General features: G+C 74.1%; 23 protein-coding genes and 2 tRNA genes. 9 read left to right on the top strand and 16 right to left on the bottom strand.

Annotated elements, in window-relative coordinates; genetic code table 11:
• The first annotated feature begins 35 nt into the window (after positions 1–35).
• The 3 genes from LN652_RS06155 to LN652_RS06165 are packed head-to-tail and all read left to right on the top strand — an operon-like array spanning position 36 to position 4202.
• Complete coding sequence (locus LN652_RS06155) at positions 36–2750, top strand: hypothetical protein (protein WP_230443801.1); 2715 nt, start codon at positions 36–38, stop codon at positions 2748–2750.
• Positions 2737–3576 (top strand): ABC transporter ATP-binding protein, encoded by an 840-nt coding sequence (locus LN652_RS06160; RefSeq protein ID WP_230443802.1) that lies wholly within the window; start codon positions 2737–2739, stop codon positions 3574–3576. Before LN652_RS06155 ends, LN652_RS06160 begins: the two co-directional genes overlap by 14 nt.
• Positions 3573–4202, top strand: coding sequence for an ATP-binding cassette domain-containing protein (locus tag LN652_RS06165; RefSeq protein WP_230443803.1), 630 nt, complete (start codon positions 3573–3575; stop codon positions 4200–4202). Before LN652_RS06160 ends, LN652_RS06165 begins: the two co-directional genes overlap by 4 nt.
• 50 nt (positions 4203–4252) lie before the next feature.
• Here the strand turns inward: LN652_RS06165 and LN652_RS06170 are convergent.
• From LN652_RS06170 to LN652_RS06200, 7 genes are all read right to left on the bottom strand, one after another.
• Positions 4253–4325: transfer RNA gene (locus LN652_RS06170), tRNA-Glu, on the bottom strand.
• An 89-nt stretch (positions 4326–4414) separates the two neighbouring features.
• Positions 4415–4486: transfer RNA gene (locus tag LN652_RS06175), tRNA-Gln, on the bottom strand.
• A gap of 61 nt (positions 4487–4547) precedes the next feature.
• Entirely contained in the window at positions 4548–5552 is a 1005-nt protein-coding gene (locus LN652_RS06180) for a CPBP family intramembrane glutamic endopeptidase (RefSeq protein WP_230443804.1), read from the bottom strand.
• 12 nt (positions 5553–5564) lie between these two features.
• Entirely contained in the window at positions 5565–7031 is a 1467-nt protein-coding gene (gene gltX, locus LN652_RS06185) for a glutamate--tRNA ligase (protein ID WP_230443805.1), read from the bottom strand.
• Positions 7032–7038: 7 nt separating this feature from the next.
• On the bottom strand, positions 7039–7851 hold the full coding sequence (locus tag LN652_RS06190; protein WP_230443806.1) for a fumarylacetoacetate hydrolase family protein: 813 nt from the start codon (positions 7849–7851) through the stop codon (positions 7039–7041).
• 9 nt (positions 7852–7860) lie between these two features.
• Complete coding sequence (locus LN652_RS06195; RefSeq protein ID WP_230443807.1) at positions 7861–9222, bottom strand: pyridoxal phosphate-dependent decarboxylase family protein; 1362 nt, start codon at positions 9220–9222, stop codon at positions 7861–7863.
• 222 nt (positions 9223–9444) lie between these two features.
• Positions 9445–10440 carry a helix-turn-helix domain-containing protein gene (locus LN652_RS06200; protein WP_230443808.1) on the bottom strand — a complete coding sequence of 332 codons (996 nt, stop codon included), beginning with the start codon at positions 10438–10440 and terminating at the stop codon, positions 9445–9447.
• A 51-nt stretch (positions 10441–10491) separates the two neighbouring features.
• On the opposite strand from LN652_RS06200, the gene LN652_RS06205 reads away from it, so the two are divergent.
• Positions 10492–11409, top strand: coding sequence for a 3-methyladenine DNA glycosylase (locus LN652_RS06205; RefSeq protein ID WP_230443809.1), 918 nt, complete (start codon positions 10492–10494; stop codon positions 11407–11409).
• On the opposite strand, the gene LN652_RS06210 is transcribed toward LN652_RS06205, so the two are convergent.
• Entirely contained in the window at positions 11376–11588 is a 213-nt protein-coding gene (locus LN652_RS06210) for a hypothetical protein (RefSeq protein WP_230443810.1), read from the bottom strand. The genes LN652_RS06205 and LN652_RS06210 overlap by 34 nt on opposite strands.
• A 25-nt stretch (positions 11589–11613) precedes the next feature.
• Positions 11614–12255, bottom strand: coding sequence for a sulfotransferase family protein (locus LN652_RS06215; protein WP_230443811.1), 642 nt, complete (start codon positions 12253–12255; stop codon positions 11614–11616).
• Positions 12256–12297: 42 nt separating this feature from the next.
• On the opposite strand from LN652_RS06215, the gene LN652_RS06220 reads away from it, so the two are divergent.
• Positions 12298–12921, top strand: coding sequence for a pentapeptide repeat-containing protein (locus tag LN652_RS06220; protein WP_230443812.1), 624 nt, complete (start codon positions 12298–12300; stop codon positions 12919–12921).
• A gap of 102 nt (positions 12922–13023) precedes the next feature.
• Here the strand turns inward: LN652_RS06220 and LN652_RS06225 are convergent, their stop codons facing one another.
• Positions 13024–13575 carry a TetR family transcriptional regulator gene (locus LN652_RS06225; protein WP_230443813.1) on the bottom strand — a complete coding sequence of 184 codons (552 nt, stop codon included), beginning with the start codon at positions 13573–13575 and terminating at the stop codon, positions 13024–13026.
• A 112-nt stretch (positions 13576–13687) separates the two neighbouring features.
• On the opposite strand from LN652_RS06225, the gene LN652_RS06230 reads away from it, so the two are divergent.
• The 3 genes from LN652_RS06230 to LN652_RS06240 are packed head-to-tail and all read left to right on the top strand — an operon-like array spanning position 13688 to position 15619.
• Positions 13688–14308 carry a biotin transporter BioY gene (locus tag LN652_RS06230; protein ID WP_230443814.1) on the top strand — a complete coding sequence of 207 codons (621 nt, stop codon included), beginning with the start codon at positions 13688–13690 and terminating at the stop codon, positions 14306–14308.
• Between the two features lies 1 nt (position 14309).
• A complete protein-coding gene (locus tag LN652_RS06235; protein ID WP_230443815.1) occupies positions 14310–15011 on the top strand; it encodes an energy-coupling factor ABC transporter ATP-binding protein in 702 nt (233 codons plus the stop codon).
• Positions 15008–15619, top strand: coding sequence for an energy-coupling factor transporter transmembrane component T family protein (locus LN652_RS06240; protein ID WP_230443816.1), 612 nt, complete (start codon positions 15008–15010; stop codon positions 15617–15619). Before LN652_RS06235 ends, LN652_RS06240 begins: the two co-directional genes overlap by 4 nt.
• Here the strand turns inward: LN652_RS06240 and LN652_RS06245 are convergent, their stop codons facing one another.
• Together LN652_RS06245 and LN652_RS06250 are read right to left on the bottom strand one after the other, a co-directional pair.
• Positions 15620–17014 carry an amidase gene (locus LN652_RS06245; protein WP_230443817.1) on the bottom strand — a complete coding sequence of 465 codons (1395 nt, stop codon included), beginning with the start codon at positions 17012–17014 and terminating at the stop codon, positions 15620–15622.
• 115 nt (positions 17015–17129) lie between these two features.
• Positions 17130–17684 carry an NAD(P)H-dependent oxidoreductase gene (locus LN652_RS06250; RefSeq protein ID WP_230443818.1) on the bottom strand — a complete coding sequence of 185 codons (555 nt, stop codon included), beginning with the start codon at positions 17682–17684 and terminating at the stop codon, positions 17130–17132.
• A 73-nt stretch (positions 17685–17757) separates the two neighbouring features.
• On the opposite strand from LN652_RS06250, the gene LN652_RS06255 reads away from it, so the two are divergent.
• Complete coding sequence (locus LN652_RS06255) at positions 17758–18348, top strand: TetR/AcrR family transcriptional regulator (protein WP_230443819.1); 591 nt, start codon at positions 17758–17760, stop codon at positions 18346–18348.
• A gap of 6 nt (positions 18349–18354) precedes the next feature.
• Here LN652_RS06255 and LN652_RS06260 read toward each other — a convergent pair whose 3' ends face one another.
• From LN652_RS06260 to LN652_RS06275, 4 genes are all read right to left on the bottom strand, one after another.
• Positions 18355–18711 carry a DUF6264 family protein gene (locus tag LN652_RS06260; RefSeq protein ID WP_230443820.1) on the bottom strand — a complete coding sequence of 119 codons (357 nt, stop codon included), beginning with the start codon at positions 18709–18711 and terminating at the stop codon, positions 18355–18357.
• Positions 18712–18730: 19 nt separating this feature from the next.
• Complete coding sequence (gene cimA / locus LN652_RS06265) at positions 18731–20425, bottom strand: citramalate synthase (protein ID WP_230443821.1); 1695 nt, start codon at positions 20423–20425, stop codon at positions 18731–18733.
• A gap of 145 nt (positions 20426–20570) precedes the next feature.
• Positions 20571–21083, bottom strand: coding sequence for a DUF305 domain-containing protein (locus tag LN652_RS06270; RefSeq protein ID WP_230443822.1), 513 nt, complete (start codon positions 21081–21083; stop codon positions 20571–20573).
• An 11-nt stretch (positions 21084–21094) separates the two neighbouring features.
• The gene (locus tag LN652_RS06275) at positions 21095–22318 is read right to left on the bottom strand and encodes a glycosyltransferase family 4 protein (protein ID WP_230443823.1); all 1224 of its coding nucleotides are present in this window, start codon (positions 22316–22318) and stop codon (positions 21095–21097) included.
• Between the last annotated feature and the right edge of the window lie 152 nt (positions 22319–22470).

Raw genomic sequence — 22470 nt, forward strand, 5'->3', positions numbered from 1 at the left:
TCCCGCCGACCGGCCGCTCCTGCGACACTGGGGCGGTGATGGCACCGGCCCCGATCGTGCGCGGGGCGCTGGCGCGCTGGCTGCGGGCTCCCGTCTGGACGGGGCTGCTCGCCCTGGCCGGCGCCCTGTTCGTGGCCTCGCTCGCGGCACCGGTCTACTTCTCCAACGCGGCGCACGACGCCGCGCTGCAGCGCCTGCGCGCCGTCGCCGAGCAGGACACGTTCCGCGTCGCGGCGGTCGACCTGCGGGCCGCGTGGGGCGGTCGCCTGCCGCGAGGGGAGGCAGCCGACCTCCGGGCCCGGCTGGACGCGCTGCCGGGCTTCGCCCCCGCGACCGTCACCTCCTTCGGCTCCGCTCCCAACCGGGTCCGCGAGCCGGTCCTCGTGGCCGGTGGACGGTCGGCGGTCGGGACGCTGTGGGCACGCGACGGCGCCCTGGAGGCCCTCGGCGGTGCCGGCCCCGGATCCGCGGGTCCCGGCGTCTGGATCCCCACCGAGGTGGCCGACGAGCTGGGGGTCCGCGCCGGCGACGCGGTCGAGATCGTGACGCGGCGACTGCTCGACGGCTCCGTCGGACGCGCAGCCCCGCTGGTGGTCCGTGGGACCTACGACGCCGCTCCGGGCTCGCCGCTCCCCCAGGAGGTGCTCGACCTCGGCGTGCGTCCGGTGGACCTCCCCCTGGGCGACCCCGACGCCGGTTCCTCCGCCCTGCTGATCACCGACCACGACACCCTGGGCCGGACCAGCCTCCGGATCGGCGACGTCCCCCACCAGGTGGCGGACCTCGCGCTCGCGCCGGGCCTGGGTCCGGACGCCGCACGCCGCGCGTCCGACGCGCAGGCAGCGCTGCAGCGAGAGGCGTTCCGGGTCGGCTCCCCGCTCGCCATCGACCTCTCGCAGGCCCGCCCGGTGGCCACGCAGCTCCAGCTGGCGACCGACCTCCCCGAGGTGCTCGACGACGCCGACACGGTGACCACGACCTCCCGGGCCGCGGTGGTGCCGTTCCTGAGGGCGACGCAGGCGATGTCGCTCCTGCTGCTGCTCGCCGTCTTCGTGCTGTGGACGCGCACGCGTGCGCCCGAGAGCTGGACGCTCACCGGCTGGGGGCTCTCGCCGGTCCGTCGCGGCGCGGTCGCCGCTCTCGAGGTGCTGCCGTCGGCGGTGCTCGCCGCACCGGTCGGTGCGGCGCTGGCGGTGGCCGGCGTCACGCTGGCGGGCCCGCCCGGGAGGCTCGGCGTGCGGGACACGGCGGCTGCCACCGCCACGGCCTGCCTGGCGTCGGTGCTCGTCGTGGTGCTCGGGGCCGCCGTGCTCGCCGCGGTGGGAGCGGTGCAGCAGGAGCGGGAGGCCGCGCGCGGTCCGCGCCACCCACCGGTGCGGGTGCCGTGGGGGCTCGTCTGGGTCGCGGCCGCGGTCGTCGTGGGCACGGCCGTCCTCACGCTCGACGTCGACGAACGCGCCACGAGCCCGCTCGCCGCGGCGTTCCCGCTCGCGATGGCGGCAGGCGTCGCCGTCGCGGTGATGTGGCTCGCGGCGCTGCTGCCCCGTCCGAGGGCGGGGAGGGAGGGAGGCGTCCTCTGGCTCGCGTCGCGCCGGTCGGCGTCGAGCACCACCGCGGCGACCGCGGTGCTCGCCATCGGCCTGACCGTCCTGGGCTACGGCCTCGCCGTCCGGGACGGGGTGAGCCTGGCCGTCACCGACAAGGCAGCGGCGCTCGCCGGGGCGCAGACCCGCGTCGACCTCGGGGTGCAGCTGGTCGGCCGACGGGTCGCGGAGGCATCGGCGCTGGCCGGTCCGGATGCCGCGGTGGTCTACCGGCGCGGGGTAACCCTGCCGCCGGCGTTCGGCGAGCAGCCCCTGCTGATGGCCGACCCCCGCGCGCTCGCCGCCGCCGTGTCGTGGGGTGCCACGCTGGACGCCCCCGGGCGCGAGGCCCTGCGCGACCTCGCCGTCGACCCGGGTGAGGGCGAGCCGGTGCCGGTGGTGCTGGCCGGCACGACCGACGCCCGCGCCGGCGACGAGCTGACCCTGACCTTCAACAGCGCCACGGACGTCGAAGCCGTCGTGGTCGCCGTCGTCGAGGCGTTCCCGGGCTCGGAGTCGGAGGACGGCACGGTCACCGTGGTGGCCCCGACCCGCCCGCTCGTGAGGGCGCTGCCGCGTCCCTTCCGACCGAGCACGCCGTTCGACCAGACCCTCGGTGCGGGGGTCTTCTCCGCCGCGGTCTGGTCCTCCGCGTCACCCGCAGCGGTCCAGCAACGACTGACCGACGCGGGGCTGGAGTCGCAGGAGGTGGCGCTGCTGGCCGAGGAGCGCGCGCGTCCGGAGCTGCTGTCGGCCGACTGGGCCGTGGGCTACCTGCTGCCCCTCGGCCTGGCCGCCCTGTCCCTCGTCCTCGGCACCGGACTGGTGCTGGCACGCCGGCTGCTGGACCGCGACCGCGTCTCCGACGTGCTGCTGCGCCACATGGGCTGGACGTGGCGCGCGCTCACCGCCTCCCGCGCGATCGAGCTGGTCGCCACGCTCGTGGTCGCGGCGGTCGCTGCCGCCGTCGCGACCACTGCGCTGCTCGCGGGGCCCACGGTCGTGGAGACCTCGGCCCAGCTCCCTCCCCTCGCCCGTCCCGTCCTGACCGGTGACGGCCTGGGCTGGTGGCTGGCGTCGTGGGGGTCGGTCGCGATCGGTGGTGCGGTCGCCCTGGCCCTCGGCGGGAGCCGCCGCGCCGCGGAGGTGCTCCGTGACCAGCGGTGAGGTCGGGCCGGTCGCGGCCGCCTGCCACGGGGTCGTCCGCGTCTTCGGGCAGGGCGAGCAGGAGACCACGGCCCTGCGCGGCATCGACCTGACGCTGCACGCGGGCCTCGTCACGGTCGTCGCCGGCCCGTCCGGCAGCGGCAAGACCAGCCTGCTGCGGTTGGCCGCGGCGCAGGACCGGGCCACCGCCGGCCGCCTCGAGGTGCTCGGCGTCGAGACGGGCAGCGCGTCCCTGCGCCAGCTGAGGTCGCTGCGACGCACGCAGCTGACGTACGTCCCGCAGCGGGCGGCACGCGGCCTGCTGCCCACCCTCACCGTGGCCCAGCACGTGGCCCAGGTCGGTGCCCTGCGGGGCACCTCGGTCGACGCACCGGCGCTCCTGGACCTGCTCGGGCTGACCAGCCGGTCCGACCACCTGCCGGCAGCGCTCTCCGGCGGCGAGCAGCAGCGCCTCGCCGTGGGGCTCGCCCTCGTGGGACGCCCGCGGCTCGTGGTGGCCGACGAGCCCACCGCGGAGCTCGACACCGAGAACGCCCACCGGGTGCTGGACGCGATGCACGACGCCGCCGAACGCGGTGCCGCCGTGCTGGTGAGCAGCCACGACCAGCGCGTGGTCGAGCGTGCGGACCGGCTCCTGCGCCTGCAGCACGGGGTGCTGTCGACCGACCGGTCGCGCAGCAGCAGGGCGACGGCGGTCATCGACTCGAGCGGGCGGCTCCAGCTGCCCGACGAGGCCCTCGCCCGCTTCCCGGCACGACGCGTGCTGGTCGAGGACGCCGGGGACCACGTCGTACTCCGGCCGCCACCGGAGGGAGAGTGGACGTGATCGAGGTGCAGCGGGTGACCCACCGCTACGGACGGTCGACGGCCCTCGACCGGGTGAGCCTCACGGTGGGGGTCGGGGAGCTGCTCGCGCTGGCCGGGCCCTCCGGCTCGGGCAAGTCGAGCCTGGTGCACCTCGTGGCCGGGCTCGACGCCGTCCAGGAGGGGGACGTGACGGTCCTGGGTCGTGCCCCCTCGACGATCCGCGACTGGACGGTCCTGTCGGTGGTGCCGCAGCAGCACGGCCTGCTGAGGGGGCTGACCGTCGCGGAGAACGTCCGGCTGCCCGCCCTCGCCCGCAGGCGCTCGACCGCCGCCGCCGACGCCGTGGCCGCCATGCAGGCCCTCGACGTCGCCGCGATGTCGGACCGGGCCGTCGAGGCGCTCTCCCTCGGCGAGCAGCAGCGCGTCGCCGTGGCCCGCGCGCTGGCCGGGGCACCTCGGGCGCTCGTCCTCGACGAGCCCTCGGCGCACCAGGACGAGGCGCACCTCGACCAGCTGATGGCGGCGCTGCGCTCCGCCGCTGCCACCGGCACGGCGGTGCTGGTCGCGACGCACGATCCGACGCTGCTCGCCACGGCCGACCGGGTGGTCCACCTCGCGGACGGGCGGGTGGTCGAGCCGGCCTGAGCACCCACGACGAAGGGCCCGGTCTGGAGACCGGGCCCTTCGCTGTGCTGTACCCCCGACCGGATTCGAACCGGCGCTACCGCCTTGAGAGGGCGACGTGCTAGGCCGCTACACAACGGGGGCTTGCAGTGCTGCTCTGGCGAGCAACGGAGCGAAACTCTAGCTGCTGCCGGAGTGCTGCTCCAAATCCTGGCCCGAGGGCCGGGATCTTGCTGGGGTACTAGGACTCGAACCTAGAACAACTGAACCAGAATCAGCCGTGTTGCCAATTACACCATACCCCATGGGGGTATCGGAATCGCTTCCGACCACCCGCGCGGTCCCCGCAGGAACCGGACCCGAACGTTACACGCGAGGGGGCTGACCGACCAACTCGGGGTGACCCGTCGGCAGCGGCAGCACGCCCCCGACCGGCGGTCCCTCGTTGACCAGGCCCATCGCCCTGGCCACCCACGAGGCGAGCGCGAGGTAGACCAGCGACTGGGTCAGCGTGGACAGGATCATCCACCAGCTGCTGCCGCCCGTCGCGTTGAGCGCGGAGGTGAGGTCGCCGAAGGCGAGCGCGAGCCCGAAGGCGAGGAAGTTGTTGAGCACGTGCATCGCGATGCCGGCCTCGAGCCCGCCCGTACGGATCACCAGGATGCCCGCGACGACACCGAAGGCGAACCGGTCGAAGAACACCGGGACGTCCTGCGAGAGGCCGTGGAACAGCGCGAAGATGAGCGCGGGGCCGAGGACCGCCAGGGCCTGCGAGGCGCGACGTCCCCACACCAGCGAGCCGAACGCCTGGGTGAGGTAGCCGCGGAAGAGGTACTCCTCCCCCGCCGCCTGCAGCGGGGTGAGCAGCAGGATGACGATCAGGAAGTCGCGGGTGCGGGTGGTGAACTCGTTGACCCCGCCGACCGGCGTCTCGCCGGGCGCGAGCGGCAGCAGCAGGCCCACCAGCAGCGAGGCGAGGAGCGCGACGCACGACACGCCCAGGCAGGCGAGGAGGTAGCGCCAGCGCAGGCGCGGCATGACCGACGACACCCACCGCGGCTTGAGCCGGTGGAGCCACCACGTGACGAGGAAGGTCACCGGGATCGCCATCGCGATGACCACGTTGAGCAGCGCCAGCCCGGTGGGCGTGGCCTCCTGGGTCACGTCGAGCGCCGCCTGGGCGCTGTCGGCGTCGCGGCCCGCCGCCATCAGCAGCGCGAACGCCACCAGCCCCGCCACGAGCGGGACCAGGGCGAAGACCAGGACCAGGACGAGGACCGACCCGACCAGCGAGCGCCACACGCCGGGTCGACCGACGCGGTGCAGCTGGTGGTACTGCGGTCGGAAGTCGGGACTCAGCGGCGCGGCCACGACGTCCTCCCCTCAGGCCAGCACGGAGCGGAGCCGCGCCAGGCTCCGCTCGCGGCCCAGCAGCTCCATGGACTCGAACAGCGGCGGGCTGACCCGCTTGCCGCTGACCGCGACGCGCACCGCGCCGAACGCGACGCGCGGCTTGAGCTCCATGCCCTCGATCAGCGCGACGCGCAGCGCCTCCTCGATCGAGGCCGTCGACCACTCGTGGACGCCGGAGAGCGCGTCGTGGGCCGCCTGCACCACGGCGAGGCCCTGCTCGTCGAACGCCTTGGCGGCGTCGTCGGGGTCGCGCTCGAAGTCGGCCTCGTCGACGAAGAGGAAGCCCAGCATCGGCACCGCCTCGGCGAGCTTGTTGATCCGCTCGCCGACCAGCGGCATCGCGAGCTCGAGCAGCTGCGCGTCCGCGTCGGAGACGGGGTCGCCGACGACACCGGCCTCCTTGAGGAACGGCAGGGCGCGGTGGGTGATCTCGTCGAGCGGCAGCAGCCGCATCTGCGCGGTGTTGATCGCCTCGGCCTTCTTCAGGTCGAAGCGCGCCGGGTTGGGGTTGACGTCCTTGATGTCGAACGCCTCCACCATCTCGGCCATGGAGAACACGTCGCGGTCGCCGGAGATCGACCACCCGAGCAGCGCGAGGTAGTTGAGCAGGCCCTCGGGGATGAAGCCCTGCTCGCGGTAGGCCAGCGCGTGCGCCTCGGGGTCGCGCTTGGAGAGCTTCTTGTTGCCCTGGCCCATGACGTAGGGCAGGTGCCCGTAGACCGGCACGGTGGTCGCGATCCCGAGCTCGACGAGCGCCTCGAACAGCGCGAGCTGGCGGGGCGTGCTGGAGAGCAGGTCCTCGCCGCGCAGGACGTGGGTGATCTGCATCATCGCGTCGTCGACCGGGTTGACCAGCGTGTAGAGCGGGTCCCCGTTGGCGCGCGAGAGCGCGTAGTCGGGGACGTTCTCCGTCTCGAACGTGATGTCGCCGCGGACCGCGTCGTCCCACGTGATCGAGCCGTCCGGCATCCGGAACCGGACGATCGGTGCACGGCCCTCCGCCACGAACGCGTCGCGCTGCTCGTCGGAGAGCGCGCGGCAGAACCCGTCGTAGCCCTGCACCTTGGAGCCGGCGGCCTTGCGGCGCGCGTCGACCTCCTCGTTGCGGCAGTAGCAGTCGTAGGTGTACGACGACGCGCGCAGGCGGTCGAGCACGTCGCGGTAGATGTCGCCGCGCTCGCTCTGCAGGTACGGGCCGTGCGGGCCGCCGACCTCGATGCCCTCGTCCCAGTCGAGGCCGAGCCAGCGCCACAGCTCCAGGATCGCGTCGTAGGACTCGCGGGTGCTGCGCTCCTTGTCGGTGTCCTCCATCCGGAAGACGATCTGGCCGCCGTGGTGGCGCGCGAAGGCCCAGTTGAACAGGGCCGTGCGGACCAGGCCGACGTGGGGCGAGCCGGTCGGGGACGGGCAGAAGCGGACGCGGACGGGGGTGCTCATCAGGTGCTCAGTTCCTCTTCGCGACGGGGTTGGCCAGGGATCCGATGCCGGCGACCGAGATCTCGACCTCGTCGCCGACCTGCATCGGACCGACACCCTCGGGGGTGCCGGTGAGGATGACGTCGCCCGGCAGCAGCGTCATCACGGAGGAGACGTGGGCGACCAGGGTCGGCACGTCGAAGATCATGTCGGACGTGGTGCCGTCCTGGACCAGGTCACCGTTGAGGTAGGTCTGCACCTCGCGGCCGTCGGCGAAGGCCTGCGGGTCGAGGTCGGTCTCGATCCAGGGGCCGAGCGGGCAGAAGGAGTCGAAGCCCTTCGCCCGGGTGAACTGCACGTCCGACTTCTGCAGGTCGCGCGCGGTGACGTCGTTGGCGATCGTGTAGCCGAAGATCACGTCGGTCGCCTGCTCGGCCGGCACGTCGCGGCAGATCCGGCCGATCACGACGGCGAGCTCGCCCTCGTAGTGCAGGTCGCTCGTCTGCGACGGGTAGTGGATCGGGTCGCCCGGGCCCACCACGGTGGTGTTGGGCTTGAGGAACATCAGGGGCTCCGACGGCAGGTCGTGGCCGAGCTCGGCGGCGTGGGCGGCGTAGTTGCGCCCGATCCCGACGACCTTGCTGCGCGGGATCACCGGTGCGAGCAGGCGTACGTCGGCGAGCCGGTGCTGCTCCTCGAGCAGCTTGATCCCGACGTAGAGGGGGTCGCCCGCCAGCGCGACGACCACCGAGTCCTCGGCCGGCTGGCCGTGCTCGTCGACCTCGCCGGTCACGACGCCGAAGCGTGGCTCCTCGCCCGTGCTGAACCTGCAGATGCGCATGCACCGAGACTATCGAGCCGCGGCACGCCCCAGCGCATCGAGAGCGGCGCGGACGTCGTCGCCGGTGGTCGACCAGTTGCTCACGCTCACCCGCAGCACGGCCCGGTCGTGCCAGCGCGAGCCGGTCGTCCAGGCCGTGCCGTCGGCGAGCATCGCCTCGACCACGGCGCGGGTGCGGTCGTCGTCGCCGAAGCTCGCGCAGACCTGGGTGAAGACGACGTCGTTGAGCACCCGGGCGCCCTCGATGGCCGCGATGCCGTCGGCGAACGCGGTGGCGTGGTCGCAGAACCCGTCGACGAGCTCGGCCACCCCGTCGCGGCCCAGCGCGCGCAGGACCGCCCAGACCGGGAACGCCCGCCCGCGCCGGCTGATCTCGGGGACCTTGTCGAAGGGTTCCCCCGCCGCGTCGTGGATCAGGTAGTCGCCGTGCATGCCCATCGCCGCGCGCAGCGCCGGCCGGTCGCGGACGATCGCCAGCCCGCAGTCGTAGGGCACGTTGAGCGTCTTGTGCGCGTCGGTCGCCCACGAGTCGGCGGCGGCGACCCCGTCGACGAGGTGCCGGTGCCGGCGCGAGGCTCCCGCGAACAGCCCGAACGCCCCGTCCACGTGCACCCACGCGCCGGCGTCGTGCGCGGCGGTGATCGCGGCGGCGAACGGGTCGAAGGCGCCGGAGTGGACGTTGCCGGCCTGGAGGCACACCACCGTGGGCGTCCCGTCGCCGGCCTCGAGCGCCGCGGCCAGCGCCGCCGCCTCGATCCGGCCCTGGTCGTCGACCGCGACCGGCTCCGGGGCTCCGAGGCCGAGGTAGCGCAGGCTGAGGTCGATCGTGTCGTGCCGCTCCGCCCCGACGAGCACCCGGACGCCCGGTGACCCGACGAGACCGCGCTGGGCGACGTCCCACCCCGCCCGCCGCAGCACGGCGTCGCGCCCGGCCGCGAGGCACGTGAAGTTCGCGGTCGTCCCGCCGGTGACGAAGCCGACGGCCGACTCCGGTGGCAGGCCGAGCAGGTCGAGGAGCCACGCCTCGGCGAGGTCCTCCACGGCGGAGTGGGCCGGGGTCAGGACCCGCAGGCCGCTGTTCTGGTCCCACGCGCTGACCAGCCAGTCGGCGGCCAGCGCGGCGGGGTGCGTGCCGCCGATGACGAAGCCGAAGAACCGGCCGCCGGGCATCGCGGTCAGGCCGGGGTCGCAGGCCGCGGCGAGCTCGTCGACGACCGCGGCCGGGTCACGGCGACCGTCCTGCAGGACCGGGTCGAGGCGCTGCGCCACCTCGTCGACCCCGAGCCGGGGCGGCACGGGTCGCTCGGCCAGGGAGGCGAGCCACCCGACGGCGTGGGCGTGGGCCCGGTCGAGCCCGGAGGTGCGGTCCATCCCGCCAGTGTGGGCGGCGGCGGGCGCGGCGTCGAGGGCGCTGCGGACGTCAGGGGGAGGTCCCGCCCCCGTCCCGGGACCTCCCACCTGCGCCTGCGGCCAGGCACCCCCGTGACCGGGCCGCCGCGACCGGTCCCCCGACCGGCGCGTACGCCCCATCCTGCCCCGCGTCCGGGGCCGTCCGGACCACTCGTCCGGTTCCCGAACAACCCCGAACAGGGATCACGCCTGACGCGCTCCCGGGCGGAGCCAGCCGGCGGACATCGCCGCGCGCACGCGTGCCGGCAGGGACTCCACGACCGCGAGGACCACGAAGCCGGAGATCAGCTTGTCGACCACCGAGGTCAGCAGGTTGGACACGGTGACCGAGGCCCACAACGAGCTGAAGAAGACCAGCGCGCTCGCCGTGATCACGTCGGTGCCGTGGTCGGAGAAGCCCTGCTCCACGGTCACGATCAGCGGCACCGCCATGCTCGAGCAGGCGAGCGCGACCACCAGGTTGAGGAGGAAGAAGCGCGGGATGCTGCGGGCCATGGCGAAGCGGCGCGCGCCGTAGCCCCAGATCAGCGCGCCCGCCACGTTGACCGGCGCGAACAGCAGCGACGTCGGACCACTCACCGCCATGCCGGCGGTGTTGGTGGCCAGCCCGACGAGGGCGCCCCACCAGGGACCGAGGACGACGGCGGTGCAGGCGGTGCCGGTCATGTCGAGGTAGACCGGGAGGTCGAGCAGCTCGACGAGCCCGCGGCCCAGCATGTTCATCACGAAGCCGCCGACCAGCACGGCGACCAGCCAGCGCCTCGGGAACCGGGCGACGCGGGGCACGGGCTCGGGCTCAGGCTCAGGCTCCGGCTCGGGCTCAGGCTCCGGCTCCGGCTCGGGCTCCGGCTCGGGAGCGGGTGCGGCGACCGCCGGGGCCGCGGCGCCGCCCCGGACGCGCCGGGCTCTCGCCGCCCACTCGCGCGCGCGGTCGTCGTCGGCCCCCAGGGCGCGGGCGAGGTCGCCGATCAGGTCGGCGTCGATGCGCTGGCGCCCCAGCCGGAACGCGTCGTAGACCGTGGTCCGCCCGACCCGCGCGGCCTCGGCGGACATGCCGCGCTCGCGTCGCAGCCGGCTGACCCGCGTCGCCAGCTCGCCGAAGGACGGCGCCCCCGCGTCCGCGCGCAGCGCGACCAGCCGCCGTACGAGCTCGTCGTACCGTCCCCCGTGTTCTGACACACACTCCCCCAGGTCGGTGCTCGGCCGGGATCGTATCTAGAGTCGTGCGCCATGGAGGTGCTCTCGCGCGTTTCGTGGCGCGCTCGTGACGAGGCGCACACCTCGCGGGTCGACGCGCTCGTCGCGCCCCACCTCGCCCGGCGCGCCGACCAGGTGAAGCACCCGGTCCACGACTTCCTCTTCACCTACTACTCCCAGCGCCCGGCCCAGCTGCGGCGCTGGCACCCCGGCTTCGGCGTCGCGCTCGAGGACGCGCCCGACCACGCCGGCCTCAAGGGCTACGGCCCGGTGTCGCTGGTCGAGGGGGGCGCCCCGCACCCGTCACGAGACCCCGTCGCCGTCACCGAGGCGTACGTCGCGTCCCAGCAGCGGCTGCTGCGCCAGCTGCACGGCCTGCTGAGCGCCACCGCGGCGCGGGCGCCGCAGCTCGGCTGCTTCGGCCTGCACGAGTGGGCGATGGTCCACCGCTCCGTCGAGCACGGCACCCGCCACGACTGGCCGCTGCGGCTCGGCGCGGCCGGCACCGACGAGGTCGTCGAGTCGCACCGGATCGGCTGCTCGCACTTCGACGCGTTCCGCTTCTTCACCCCGACGGCCCGCCCGCTCAACACCCTCCAGCCCGGCCGCGACGACCGGCCGGCCTTCGAGCAGCCCGGCTGCCTGCACGTCGGGATGGACCTCTACAAGCACGCCTTCCGGCTCACGCCGATGGTCCCCAGCGAGCTGGTCGCCGACTGCTTCGAGCTCGCCCGCGACATCCGGGTGCTGGACATGCGGGCGTCGCCGTACGACCTCGCCGACCTCGGCTTCGAGCCGGTGCCGATCGAGACGGCCGCCGGCAAGGCGGCGTACGTCGCGGCGCAGCGGGGCTTCGCCGAGCGCGGCGCGCCGCTGCGGGCTCGGCTGGTCGCCGAGTGCGAGCGGCTGCTCGCGGGTCACCGCGGGCGGGTGCCGTCGATCAGTCCGTAGACGTCGTAGACGCGGTTCTGGTTCACGATGAGGTTCTGCTGCAGCGGCACGTCGTGGTCCGGGTCGATGGGCGGCGGTGGCACCGAGATGTCCTTCGCCCGCACCCACGCGACGAGCGCCACGGGCACGTCGATCTCGTCCGCCATCTCCTGGTCGGTCATGTCGTCGCGGTGCTTCATCCCGGTCTCCTGGAGGTCGGACGGGCTAGAACTCGTAGCCGAACGCCTCGATGGTGTCGGCGAAGACGTCGGCGACCCGCTGGCGGGAGACGTCGGTGTAGAGCTCGCGGTAGTGGCCGGCGGGGCGGGCGTTGCCCTTCGCGCGCGGCAGGTCCGGCTCGCCGGGGAGGCCGAGCTGCTGCCAGACCTCGGCGAGCTCGGTGTCGAGGTGCTCGTAGCGCAGGACCCGGTCGAGGGCCATCTTGCCGCGGATCCGGTAGAGCCGGCGGTTGTTGGACAGCTGCTCGATCCAGATCTCCTGGACGTAGGTCTCGAAGTCGGGGAGCTCGGGACGGTCCTTGTACTTCCAGAAGTACAGCGACACGACCGCGTCCCACGGGTTCCGCTCGATCGCGAAGGTGAAGTAGTCCCGCCACGCCTCCGTGCCGACCAGGTCGCGGGTGGCCTTGGCGCCCATGTGGTTGTAGGCCTTGCGCGGCAGCGGCGGCGACTCGAAGTTCTGCGGACCGCGCCCGCCGGCGGCGGTGCGGAGCGCCTCGTCCTCCGGGCTGATCTCGGTGATGATGTCGTCGGGCCCGCACACCTGCGACAGCGCGATCTCCACGCTCGTGCCCGCCGTCTTGCGGGTCTTCAGGAAGATGAAGCGGTGGAGGTGGGACGCGATCACGGGGAAGACCCTAGCCGTCGCGGCGCGGATACGGTGGCTGCCGTGACCGAGCCCCAGCCGACCAGCGACCAGTCCCACGCCGACCGGCACTTCCGCGGGGAGGACTGGTACGGCGACGACCTCGGCGCCGCCCGGTTCACCGACTGCACCTTCACCGACGTCGACCTCTCCGAGGCCACCACGACCGGGGCGGTCTTCGAGCGCTGCACGTTCCACGGCGGCCGGCTCAACGCCTCGACCCACACCGCGACCGCCTTCGTGGGCTGCGACTTCCGGCGCACGTCCTTCTTCGACGCGACCCTCGACGGCTGCAAGCTGGTCGGCTCGACGTTCGCCGACTGCACGCTGCGCCCGCTCACCGTCACCGGCGGGTCGTGGCTCGGCGTCACCATCCGCGGCGGCAACCTGGCCCGGCTCGACCTGACCGGCGTCGACCTGCGCGAGGCCGACCTGTCGATGTCCGACCTGACCCTCACCGTCCTCGCCGGCGCCCGCCTCGACCGGGCCGTGCTGCGGGAGGCGAACCTCGACCGCACCGACCTGCGCGGCGCCAGCCTCGACGGCGTCGACCTGGCGGCGGCGACGCTGCGCAGGACCCGCCTCGACGTGGCCGGCGCGGTGCTGCTCGCCGAGCTGCACGGGGCCGACGTCGACCCGTCCGCCTGACCCGGCCCGCTATCTGAGGACGTTCTGGTGGGTGAAAGTGCCCTCCGACCCACCAGAACGTCCGCAGATACCCCGCCGGCGGGGCACGGTCGTACCGCGTGCTCAGGCGAGGCGCGCGCGGAGCCCGTCGACGACCAGGTCGAGCCCGAGGTCGAAGTCGGGCAGCGACTCCAGCGACCGCTCGACGGCGCCGAGGCCGACGGCCTGCCGGGCGGTCTGCTCCTCGAAGGCGTGGCCGAAGACGTAGTGCAGCAGCGTGCGCGCGGCGACCGCCGCCAGCTCCTCGGGCGCTCCGGCGTCGGTGAGCACCTTCTCGAGCTCGGTCACCGGCCCGGCGGCGCCGAGCCCGAAGGCCCAGACCGTCGCGACCACGTCGGCGCCGTCGGTGCAGGCCAGCATGGCCAGGCGCAGCTCGGTGCAGACCTCGCGGAGCCGGTCGTCCCACTCGACGGCCGTGCGCGGGCGCCCGCCGCGGGCGAGGACCTCGTCGGCGACGGCGGCGAGGAGCTCCTGCTTGCTCGCGAAGTGGTGGTAGATCGCGCTCGGCTGCACCCCCAGCTCGGAGCCGAGGCGGCGCATGGTGAGCGCCGCGAGGCCGTGGGTGTCGAGCAGCTCGACGGCGTGGTCGAGGACGTCCCTGCGCCGGTGCGCCACCGTCCCACCTCCCGCACTCCGGACCGCGTTGACGCGGTGCTCGCCGCCACCCTAACCTGAACACCGTTCAGCCTGAACAGCGTTCAGGTCCGATCCCCCGCGAGGAATGCCGATGACCGCCACCACCCAGTCCGAGACGTCGCCCGGAACCGGTGCCTCTCCGGGGAGCGGGTCGTCCTCCCCGTCGCGCGACGTCGCCCTGGTCGCGGCGTTCGCCGCCCTCATCTCGGCCAGCGCCTACGTCGGCGCCATCCCGATCGGCAGTGCCGGCGTGCCGATCACGCTGCAGACCCTCACCGTGATGCTGGCCGGCTGCGTGCTCGGCCCGGTCCGCGGCTTCGCTGCCGTCACGCTCTACCTCGCGCTCGGCGCCGTCGGGCTGCCCGTCTTCGCGGAGCACTCCTCGGGCATCGGCGTCTTCACCGGCATCAGCGGCGGCTACCTGCTGTCGTTCCCGCTGGCGGCCGCGCTCGGCGGCTTCCTCGTGCAGTACGTCGCCCGCGAGCGTCGCACCCGCGCGATCGTCGTCTTCTTCTGCTCGCTCACCGCGAGCGTGCTGGTCATCCACACGATGGGCATCGCCGGGATGAAGCTCTACGCCGACGTCTCGTGGCGCCAGGCGGCGACGTGGGACATGCCGTTCTGGATCGGAGACCTGGTCAAGACCTCGCTGGTCGCGATGATCGCCGCCGAGGTGCACCGCGCGTTCCCGCAGCTCCTGCGCCGCGACTGAGGTGACCTCGATCCGCTTCGAGGGCGCGGGACTCCGCGTCCCGCTGCCCGGCCGCGGCGAGCGCGAGGTGCTCGCCCCGGCCACGCTCGACCTGACCGAGTGGCGCGTCGGCGTGATCGGGGCCAACGGTTCGGGGAAGTCCACGCTCGCGCGGATGGTCAACGGCCTGGTCCGTCCCTCGTCGGGCCGGGTGCTCGTCGACGGGCTCGACGTGGTCCGCGACGGTGCGGCCGTACGCCGTCGCGTCGGGTTCTGCTTCACCGACCCCGCCGCCCAGCTGGTCATGCCCACCTGCGTCGAGGACGTCGAGCTCTCGTTGCGGCGCTCGGTCCGCGACGCGGGCGAGCGCCGCGAGCGCGCCCTCGAGGTGCTCGCCGCGCACGGCCTCGCCGACCACGCGCACGACTCGGTCCACTCGCTCTCCGGCGGCCAGCGCCAGCTGCTCGCCCTCGCCGGCGTGCTCGCCACCTCCCCGGACGTCGTGGTCGCCGACGAGCCGACGACCCTGCTCGACCGCGCGAACACCCGCCGCATCGGCGACGTGCTGCTCGGGCTCGAGCAGCAGCTGGTGCTGGTCACCCACGACCTCGACCTCGCGTCACGCTGCGACCGGGTGCTGGTGGTCGACGGCGGCCGGGTGGTCGCGGACGGTCGTCCCGACGAGGCGATCGTGCACTACACCGACCTGGTCGACGCCCGATGAGCGACCTGATGGCCGGGCTCCACCAGCCCGGCGACACCGTCCTGCACCGCGCGCCGGTCGGCGCCAAGGTGCTCGGCCTGGCCGTGCTGAGCCTGGCGATCGTCGTGGTCCGCGACGTGCGCGCAGCGCCCGTGTTCCTGCTGGCCACGCTGCTCCTCGCCGCGCTCGCGCGGGTGCCGCTGCGGTCGGTCTGGCGGGCGGCGCGGGGCGTGCTGGTGCTCGCGGCGGTCGCGAGCGCTTTCCAGTGGTGGTGGTACGGCGGCGCCAAGGCGGCCGAGACGTTCCTCGACCTGCTCAGCCTCGGCCTGGCGGCCCTGTCGCTCACCGCGACCACCTCGGTCAACGAGATGGTTGACGCCCTGGCCCGGTGGGCCCGGCCGCTGCGCGTCCTCGGGGTCGACCCCGACCGGGTCGCCCTCGCGGTGGCGCTCACGATCGGCGCACTGCCGGGCACCATCGCGGTCGCCCACGAGACGCGCGACGCGGCCCGCGCGCGCGGGCTCGAGCGCAACCCGCGGGCGTACCTCTCCCCCTTCGTCATCCGGGTGGTCGCCCGGGCCCACGAGTCCGGCGACGCCCTGCACGCGCGGGGCATCGGCGACGACTGATCACCAGCCGGGCGGACGCCTCGCGTGCCACGGAGCCGCCTGCTCGACCTGCGCGGCCAGCGCCAGCAGCAGCTCCTCCTCCGCGGGCCGCGCCGCGAGCATCACGCCGACGGGCAGCCCGCCGTCGGTCCAGTGCAGCGGCAGCGAGACGGCCGGCATGCCGGTGACGTTCCACGCGCTGGTCCAGGGCGTGAACGCCTTCTGGTTCGCGAAGTCGCGTGCCGGGTCGGCGTCGTCGCGCAGCTCGCCGACCAGCGCCGGCGGGCGGGCGAGGGTGGGCGTGAGGACGACGTCGTAGGGCGCGAGCGCGGCGAGCGCGGCGGCGGCGTGCCGGCGCATCCGGCCGATGGCCAGGCCGAAGTCGGGACCGCTCACCTGGCGGCCGAGGTCGCCGAGCCAGCGGGTCAGCGGGCGCAGCCGGTCCTCGCGGCCGGGCGGTGCGGGCGACAGCGCGGTCAGGACCGACCAGCAGGTCTCGAAGTCGGCCACCGCGTCGCGCGGGATCGGGACCGGGACGTCCTCGACGTCGTGGCCGAGCGACTCGAGCAGCCGCGAGGCGTCCTCCCACGCGGTGACGCTGGAGGCGTGGACGTCGACGTCGGCGATGACCGGTGCGACGAACCGCGCGACGCGGAGCCGGCCCGGCTCGCGGTCGCACGCGTCGACGAAGGAGGTGGTCGGCGGGGGCGCCCAGAAGGGGTCACCGACGCGACGGCCCTCCAGCACGTCGAGGAGGGCGGCCGCGTCGCGGACCGTGCGGGCGAGGGTGCCGGGGGTGGCGAGCCCGGTGGGGTCGCCGTACATCGGCGCGCCGCTGACCCGCCCGCGGGTGGGCTTGAGCCCGACCAGCCCGCAGCAGGAGGCGGGGATCCGGATCGAGCCGCCGCCGTCGGAGCCCGGCGCGACCGGGAGCAGGCCGGCGGCGACCGCGGCGCCGGCCCCGCCCGACGAGCCGCCCGCGGTGCGGGTGGTGTCCCACGGCGTCACCGACGGCGGGGCGACGTCGGGCTCGGTGTAGCAGGGCGAGCCGAACTCGGGGGAGCTCGTCTTGCCCAGGCTCGGCATCCCGGCGGCCTCGATCGTCAGGACGAGGTCGTCGGAGGCGTCCGGCACAAAGTCGTCGTAGGCCGCCGAGCCGAAGGTGGTGCGGACGCCCGCGGTCGGGTGGAGGTCCTTGATGCCGGTGGGGACGCCCCAGAGCGGGCCGGCCCCGTCGGGCCGGCCCGCCCCGGCGAGCCGGCGCGCGTGGTCGCGCGCCTGCTCGTGGGTGGTCGTGACGAACGCGCCGACCGCGTCGGCGCGGGCCGCGTAGTGCTCGACCAGCTCGAGCGGCGACACCTCGCCGCGGCATACGGCATCGCCCTGCTCGAGCGCGGTCAGGTCGTGGAGCTCCATGCTGGCGACGCTATCGGCTCCTGGAGTCCCTGGATATCCGGGGACTTTCGTGGTTCGCACCCGAGATCTCGGGCGCGAACCACGAGGGACGGGTGCGAAGCACCCGCCGGGTCACTCAGGCGGCGGCCTCGGCCTCGTGCGCGACGAGGGCGTCGAGCGCGCCGAGCAGCTCCTGGACCTTGGCCTCGTCGGTCAGCGGGTCGCCCTCGACCGCGGCGACGTCGACGACGATGCCGTCGACGACGACCGCGCCGGCGATCGACGCGGAGTGGCGGGCGTGCTCGTGCGACCACTTGCCGCCGTACGGCGTGGGCGTGGCGCCGATCGCGGCGAACGGCTTGCCGCTGATCGCACCCTGGCCGTAGGGGCGGGAGAGCCAGTCGATGGCGTTGTTGAGCACGGCCGGCATGGTGCCGTTGTACTCCGGGGTCACGGCGAGGACGCGGTCGGCCGAGGCGACGGCCTGGCGCAGCGAGGAGGCGCTGGCGGGCACGGTGTCGCCGTCGATCTCCTCGTTGTAGAACGGGACGGTGTCGAGGCCCTCGACGACGTCGACGGTCACACCCGCGGGGGCGTTGTCGCGCAGGTGCTCGGCGATGCGACGGTTGAGGGAGCCGGCGCGGGTGGAGCCGAGGAGGACGGCGACACGGGTCTGCTTGTCAGTAGTCATGACGGCTCAAACGGACCGTGGTCCGTTTCTATTCCCGTGCTGTCCAACTTTCTCGGCGCCTAGGCTGGAGCGCGTGACCCGACTGCTCCCGCTGGCCGACGACCCGGCCCCGGAGCGTGCGGACGCGGCGCGCAACCGTGAGGCCATCCTCGCCGCAGCGCTCCGGTTGGTCCGCACCCGGGGGGTCGGCTGCGTGACGATGGACACGGTCGCGGCCGAGGCGGGCGTCGGCAAGGGCACCGTGTTCCGCCGGTTCGAGACCCGGGAGGGCCTGATGGCCGCGGTGCTCAACGAGTCCGAGACGGCGTGGCAGGCCAGCGTGATCTCCGGCCCGCCGCCGCTCGGCCCCGGTGCTCCCCCGATGGAGCGGCTGCTCGCCTTCGGCCACTCCCGGCTGCGGACCAACCTCACCCACGCCGACCTGATCGCCGCCGCGGGGCGGCCCGGCGCCAGGTCGACGGCAGCGCTGTCGTTCGCCAACATGCACGTGCGCCACCTGCTCGGCGCGCTCGAGGTCCGCGGCGACCTGCTGATGCTGGCGACCGCGCTGCTCGCGCCGCTGGAGATGGTGGTGCTCGACCAGCAGGTCACCCACGAGCACCTGCCGCTCGAGCGGATCGAGGCGGGCTGGGACGACCTCGTACGCCGCGTCGTCGGCAACTGAGCGGGCTCAGCCGACGGCGGAGAAGGTCACCAGCGCACCGGCGAACCAGCCGGCGACACCCAGCGCCAGGCCCGCCAGCGGCACCCACCACGTCCGGCGTCCGCGCGCCCACCGGACGATCAGCCACACCAGCGCGACGAGGAACGCCACGACCGGCGCACCGGCGGACGTGATCACCCCGACGCCGATGAGCGTCGTGTTGCAGCTGTCGTCCGTGCAGCCGTCGGAGGCCATCGCGGTGAGCAGCCCGAAGACCGAGCCGATGAAGACCAGCACGGCAAGGCCGACCATCAGCAGCACCGTCACCACCCGGTCGGCGGGCGAGACGGAGCGGGCTGCAGGTGCGTACGCGGTGTCGCTCACGGTCGAAAGATAGACGAGATCAGCGGTGGTGGCGGCGCAATCCGAAGGTCAGCCCGTCGACGAGCGCACCCCACGACGCCTCGATGACGTTGGCGCCCACGCCGACGGTCACCCACGACGACTCGCCGTCGCTGGTCTCGATCAGCACCCGGGTGATCGCGTCGGTGCCGTGGCCGCCGGGCAGTGACGGGTCGAGGATGCGGACCTTGTAGTCGATCAGCTCGAACTTCGCGACCTCCGGGAACGCCTGGCCGATCGCCTCGCGCAGCGCGGCGTCGAGGGCGTTGACCGGGCCGTTGCCCTCCCCGGTCACGACGTAGCGCACGCCCTCCGTCGCCGGTCTCGAGACGGGTCGCTCGTCCGCTGGCGCGTCCGAGCCGAGCCCCCTCGACCTGCTCGCCTCTTCCTGTCGCCTCGCAAGCTCGGCGCCAGGAGCTCGCAGCTTCACCGTCGCCTCGGAGATCGCCTCGCCGTCGACGCGCGTCTCGGTGATCACCCGCCACGACTCGACGTCGAAGTAGGACGGGCGCGCGCCCTCGACCTCCTCGGCCAGCAGCAGCTCGAAGGAGGCGTCGGCGGCCTCGAAGGTGTAGCCGCGCTGCTCCATCTGCTTGACCCGGTCGGTCACGCGCGTGACGAGCTCCCTGTCGTCGGACAGGTCGTAGCCGAGCTCGCGGCCCTTGAGCTCGATCGACGCGCGCCCAGCCATGTCGGAGACGAGGAGTCGCATGTCGTTGCCGACGACCAGCGGGTCGAGGTGCTGGTAGAGGTCGGGGTCGACCTTGATCGCGCTGGCGTGCAGCCCGGCCTTGTGGGCGAACGCCGACGTGCCGACGTAGGGCTGGCGCGAGGCCGGCGGCACGTTGGTCACCTCGGCGACCGCGTGCGCGATGCGGGTCGCCTCGCGCAGCAGCCCGGCGGGCAGGACGGAGCGGTCGAGCTTGGTCTCGAGGTTGGCGACGACCGTCACCAGGTCGGCGTTGCCGGTGCGCTCGCCGTAGCCGTTGATGCAGCCCTGGACGTGGCTCGCGCCCGCGGCGACGGCGGCCAGCGAGTTGGCGACGGCGCAGCCGGAGTCGTTGTGGGCGTGGATCCCGACACGGGTGCCCGTGGTCTCGATGACGTCGAGGACGACGTCGGACACCCAGTCGGGCAGCATCCCGCCGTTGGTGTCGCACAGCGCGACCACCTCCGCACCGGCCTCGGCGGCCGTCCGCAGCACCTCGAGGGCGTACGCCCGGTTCGCGCGGTAGCCGTCGAAGAAGTGCTCGGCGTCGAGGAACACCGTCTGCCCCTCCTCGCGCAGGTGGGTGACCGTGTCGCGGACCATCGCGAGGTTCTCCTCCAGCGTGGTGCGCAGCGCGAGCTCGACGTGCCGGTCGTGCGACTTCGCGACGAGCGTGACGACCCCCGCTCCCGAGTCGCGCAGCGCGGCGACCAGCGGGTCGTCGGCGGCCCGTACGCCCGCGCGCCGGGTGGCGCCGAAGGCCGCGAGCCGCGCGTGGCGCAGGTCGAGCTCGGTCGCGGCGCGACGGAAGAACTCCGTGTCCTTCGGGTTCGAGCCCGGCCAGCCGCCCTCGATGAAGCCGACGCCGAGGCCGTCGAGCTGGCGCGCGATGGCGAGCTTGTCGGCGACGGAGAGGTTGAGGCCCTCCTGCTGCGCGCCGTCGCGCAGGGTGGTGTCGTAGACGTGGAACGCGCCGTGGAGGTCCATCGGTCTTCTCTCGTGTCTGGCCGGGTCGGTCTTCGGTGGATATGAAAAAACCTCCTGGGGTGCAGGAGGTCGGCGCGGCGGGTGGTCCCGTCGCGCTAGGCAATGATGATCGTGGTGGTGCTCACGAGGACGATGGTGCCACCGATCACCCGCCGATGAGACGCACGTCTCGCGATCCGGTCGCCGCGCCGAGGTGCTGGAGGGCCGCGAGCCGGCGGTCGTGCTCGTGGATCGCGGCCTCGGCGATCGGCCGCACGAGCGGGCTGGCGCCCGCCACCATCTCGACCCTGGCGCGGACCAGCGACGCCCGGGCGTGGTCGGTCAGCACGAGCACGAAGACCCGGTCGACCTCCGGGCCACGCAGGCCGGTGAGCACGTCGGCGAGCGCCCCGGCGCGCGCCGGGGCCGGGTCGGCGGGGTCGGTGTGGCCCCAGTCGTGCAGGCACGCGGTGATCGCGGCGAGCTGGTCGCCCTGCTCGGCCAGCGCGGCCCGGGCCAGGGACCGGACGTGCGGGCTGCCGGCGAGGGTGGCCGCCGCCCGGCTCGCGGCCATGATCGGGAACAGCGCCGCGCGTGCCTCGAGGAGGTAGCGGACGTCCTCGTCGTTGCCGTCGCGGCGCCGGGCCGCCCCGGGCCCGGCGGGGCGGGGTCCGGGCACGGTCGGCGGCCTCACGACGGCAGTCCCGTCAGCGGCGGGGTCGGGGGCACCGGGCGGGTCCTGACCGGCACGACGGCCGGCAGCTGGACCAGCGCCTCGAGCTCCTGGACGACCGCCCACGGGGTGGGCGGCGGAGGGGTGGCGAGGACGTCGAGGAGGGTGTCGACCGAGGCGGCCGCGGTGAACGCCAGGCCCGCACGGCGACGTACGTCCGGCGGCACCGGCCCCAGTCGTCGGGCGGCGAGGATGCCCTGGGCGAGCGCCTCGGCATCGTCGGGTGCCACCAGCAGCAGGGCGCCGCAGTCGGTCTCGGGGAGGCCGCCGTCGTCGGAGGCGACGACGCGGCAGCCCGCGTGCTGCGCCTCGATGGACAGGATGCCGAAGGTCTCGTGCCAGTACTGGCTGTTGGACGGCATGACGACGACGTCGTGCTCGGCGACCAGCGCCGCCATCCCCTGCGGCGTCCGGCGGGCCGGCACCAGGTCGATGCCCGGGTGGGTCCGGAGCATGGTCTCGATCACCGCACCCTGCGCCTTGTCGTTGCCGGCGGTCGTGATGGTGAAGGTCACCTGCTCGTCGTCGAACAGGTCGGTGTGGAGCATCGACAGCAGCGTGTAGACGCCCTTCTCCGGCGTCAGCCGCCCCGCGTAGAGCACGCGGGTGACCTCGCCGCCGTCGTGGCGGCGCGGCACCCGGGCGAACTCCGGCTCGGCGAACGGGTAGACCACGCGGACGGTCTCGAGGCTGACGTCGAGGAACTGCGACCACAGCCCGGCGGCGTACCGGCTCGTGGCCATCAGCGTCCGGTCGAGGGTGGAGGCGGTCACCCGCGCCTGCTGCGCCTCCCGCAGCGGGGGCGGCACGTGCAGGACCTGGAAGGCCGGGTGCCGCGTCGCCACCGGCGGCGCCTCGCTGACGAAGACGAGGGTGTCGTCGAGGTCGCTGAGGTCGTCGAGCGTGGCGACCGAGTGGAACGCGACGTCGTCGAAGTCGTCGCGCCCGTCGTCGGCGCCGAGGCCGACGGTCACGACGCGCGCACCGATGCCCCGGCGGGCGAGCTCGCGGACGTGGCCGACGGTGAAGTTCTCGGAGCCCCCGGTGCCGGCCGGGAGTCCCTCACCGGGCGACCACACGAAGGAGATCACCGTGAGCCGGACGTGGACGCCGACGTCCCGCGGGTGGTGGTCGGGTGGGTGGACCGTGTCGTGCTGTGCGGCGAGGTCAACTCGCACCACCTGTCGTGGCTGCCGCGCCCGTGCCCGTGGGCCCCGGAACCGGGGCGTGCGCCGGGCGTTGCAGTTGTGGACCCACCGTACCCCGGTTCCACGACCGCCGGCGCCACGAGCCGGAGCGCGGGGAGAGGACGCCGGCGCACGGATATCGGTCC

The sequence above is a fragment of the Nocardioides okcheonensis genome (assembly GCF_020991065.1).
Taxonomy (GTDB): domain Bacteria; phylum Actinomycetota; class Actinomycetes; order Propionibacteriales; family Nocardioidaceae; genus Nocardioides; species Nocardioides okcheonensis.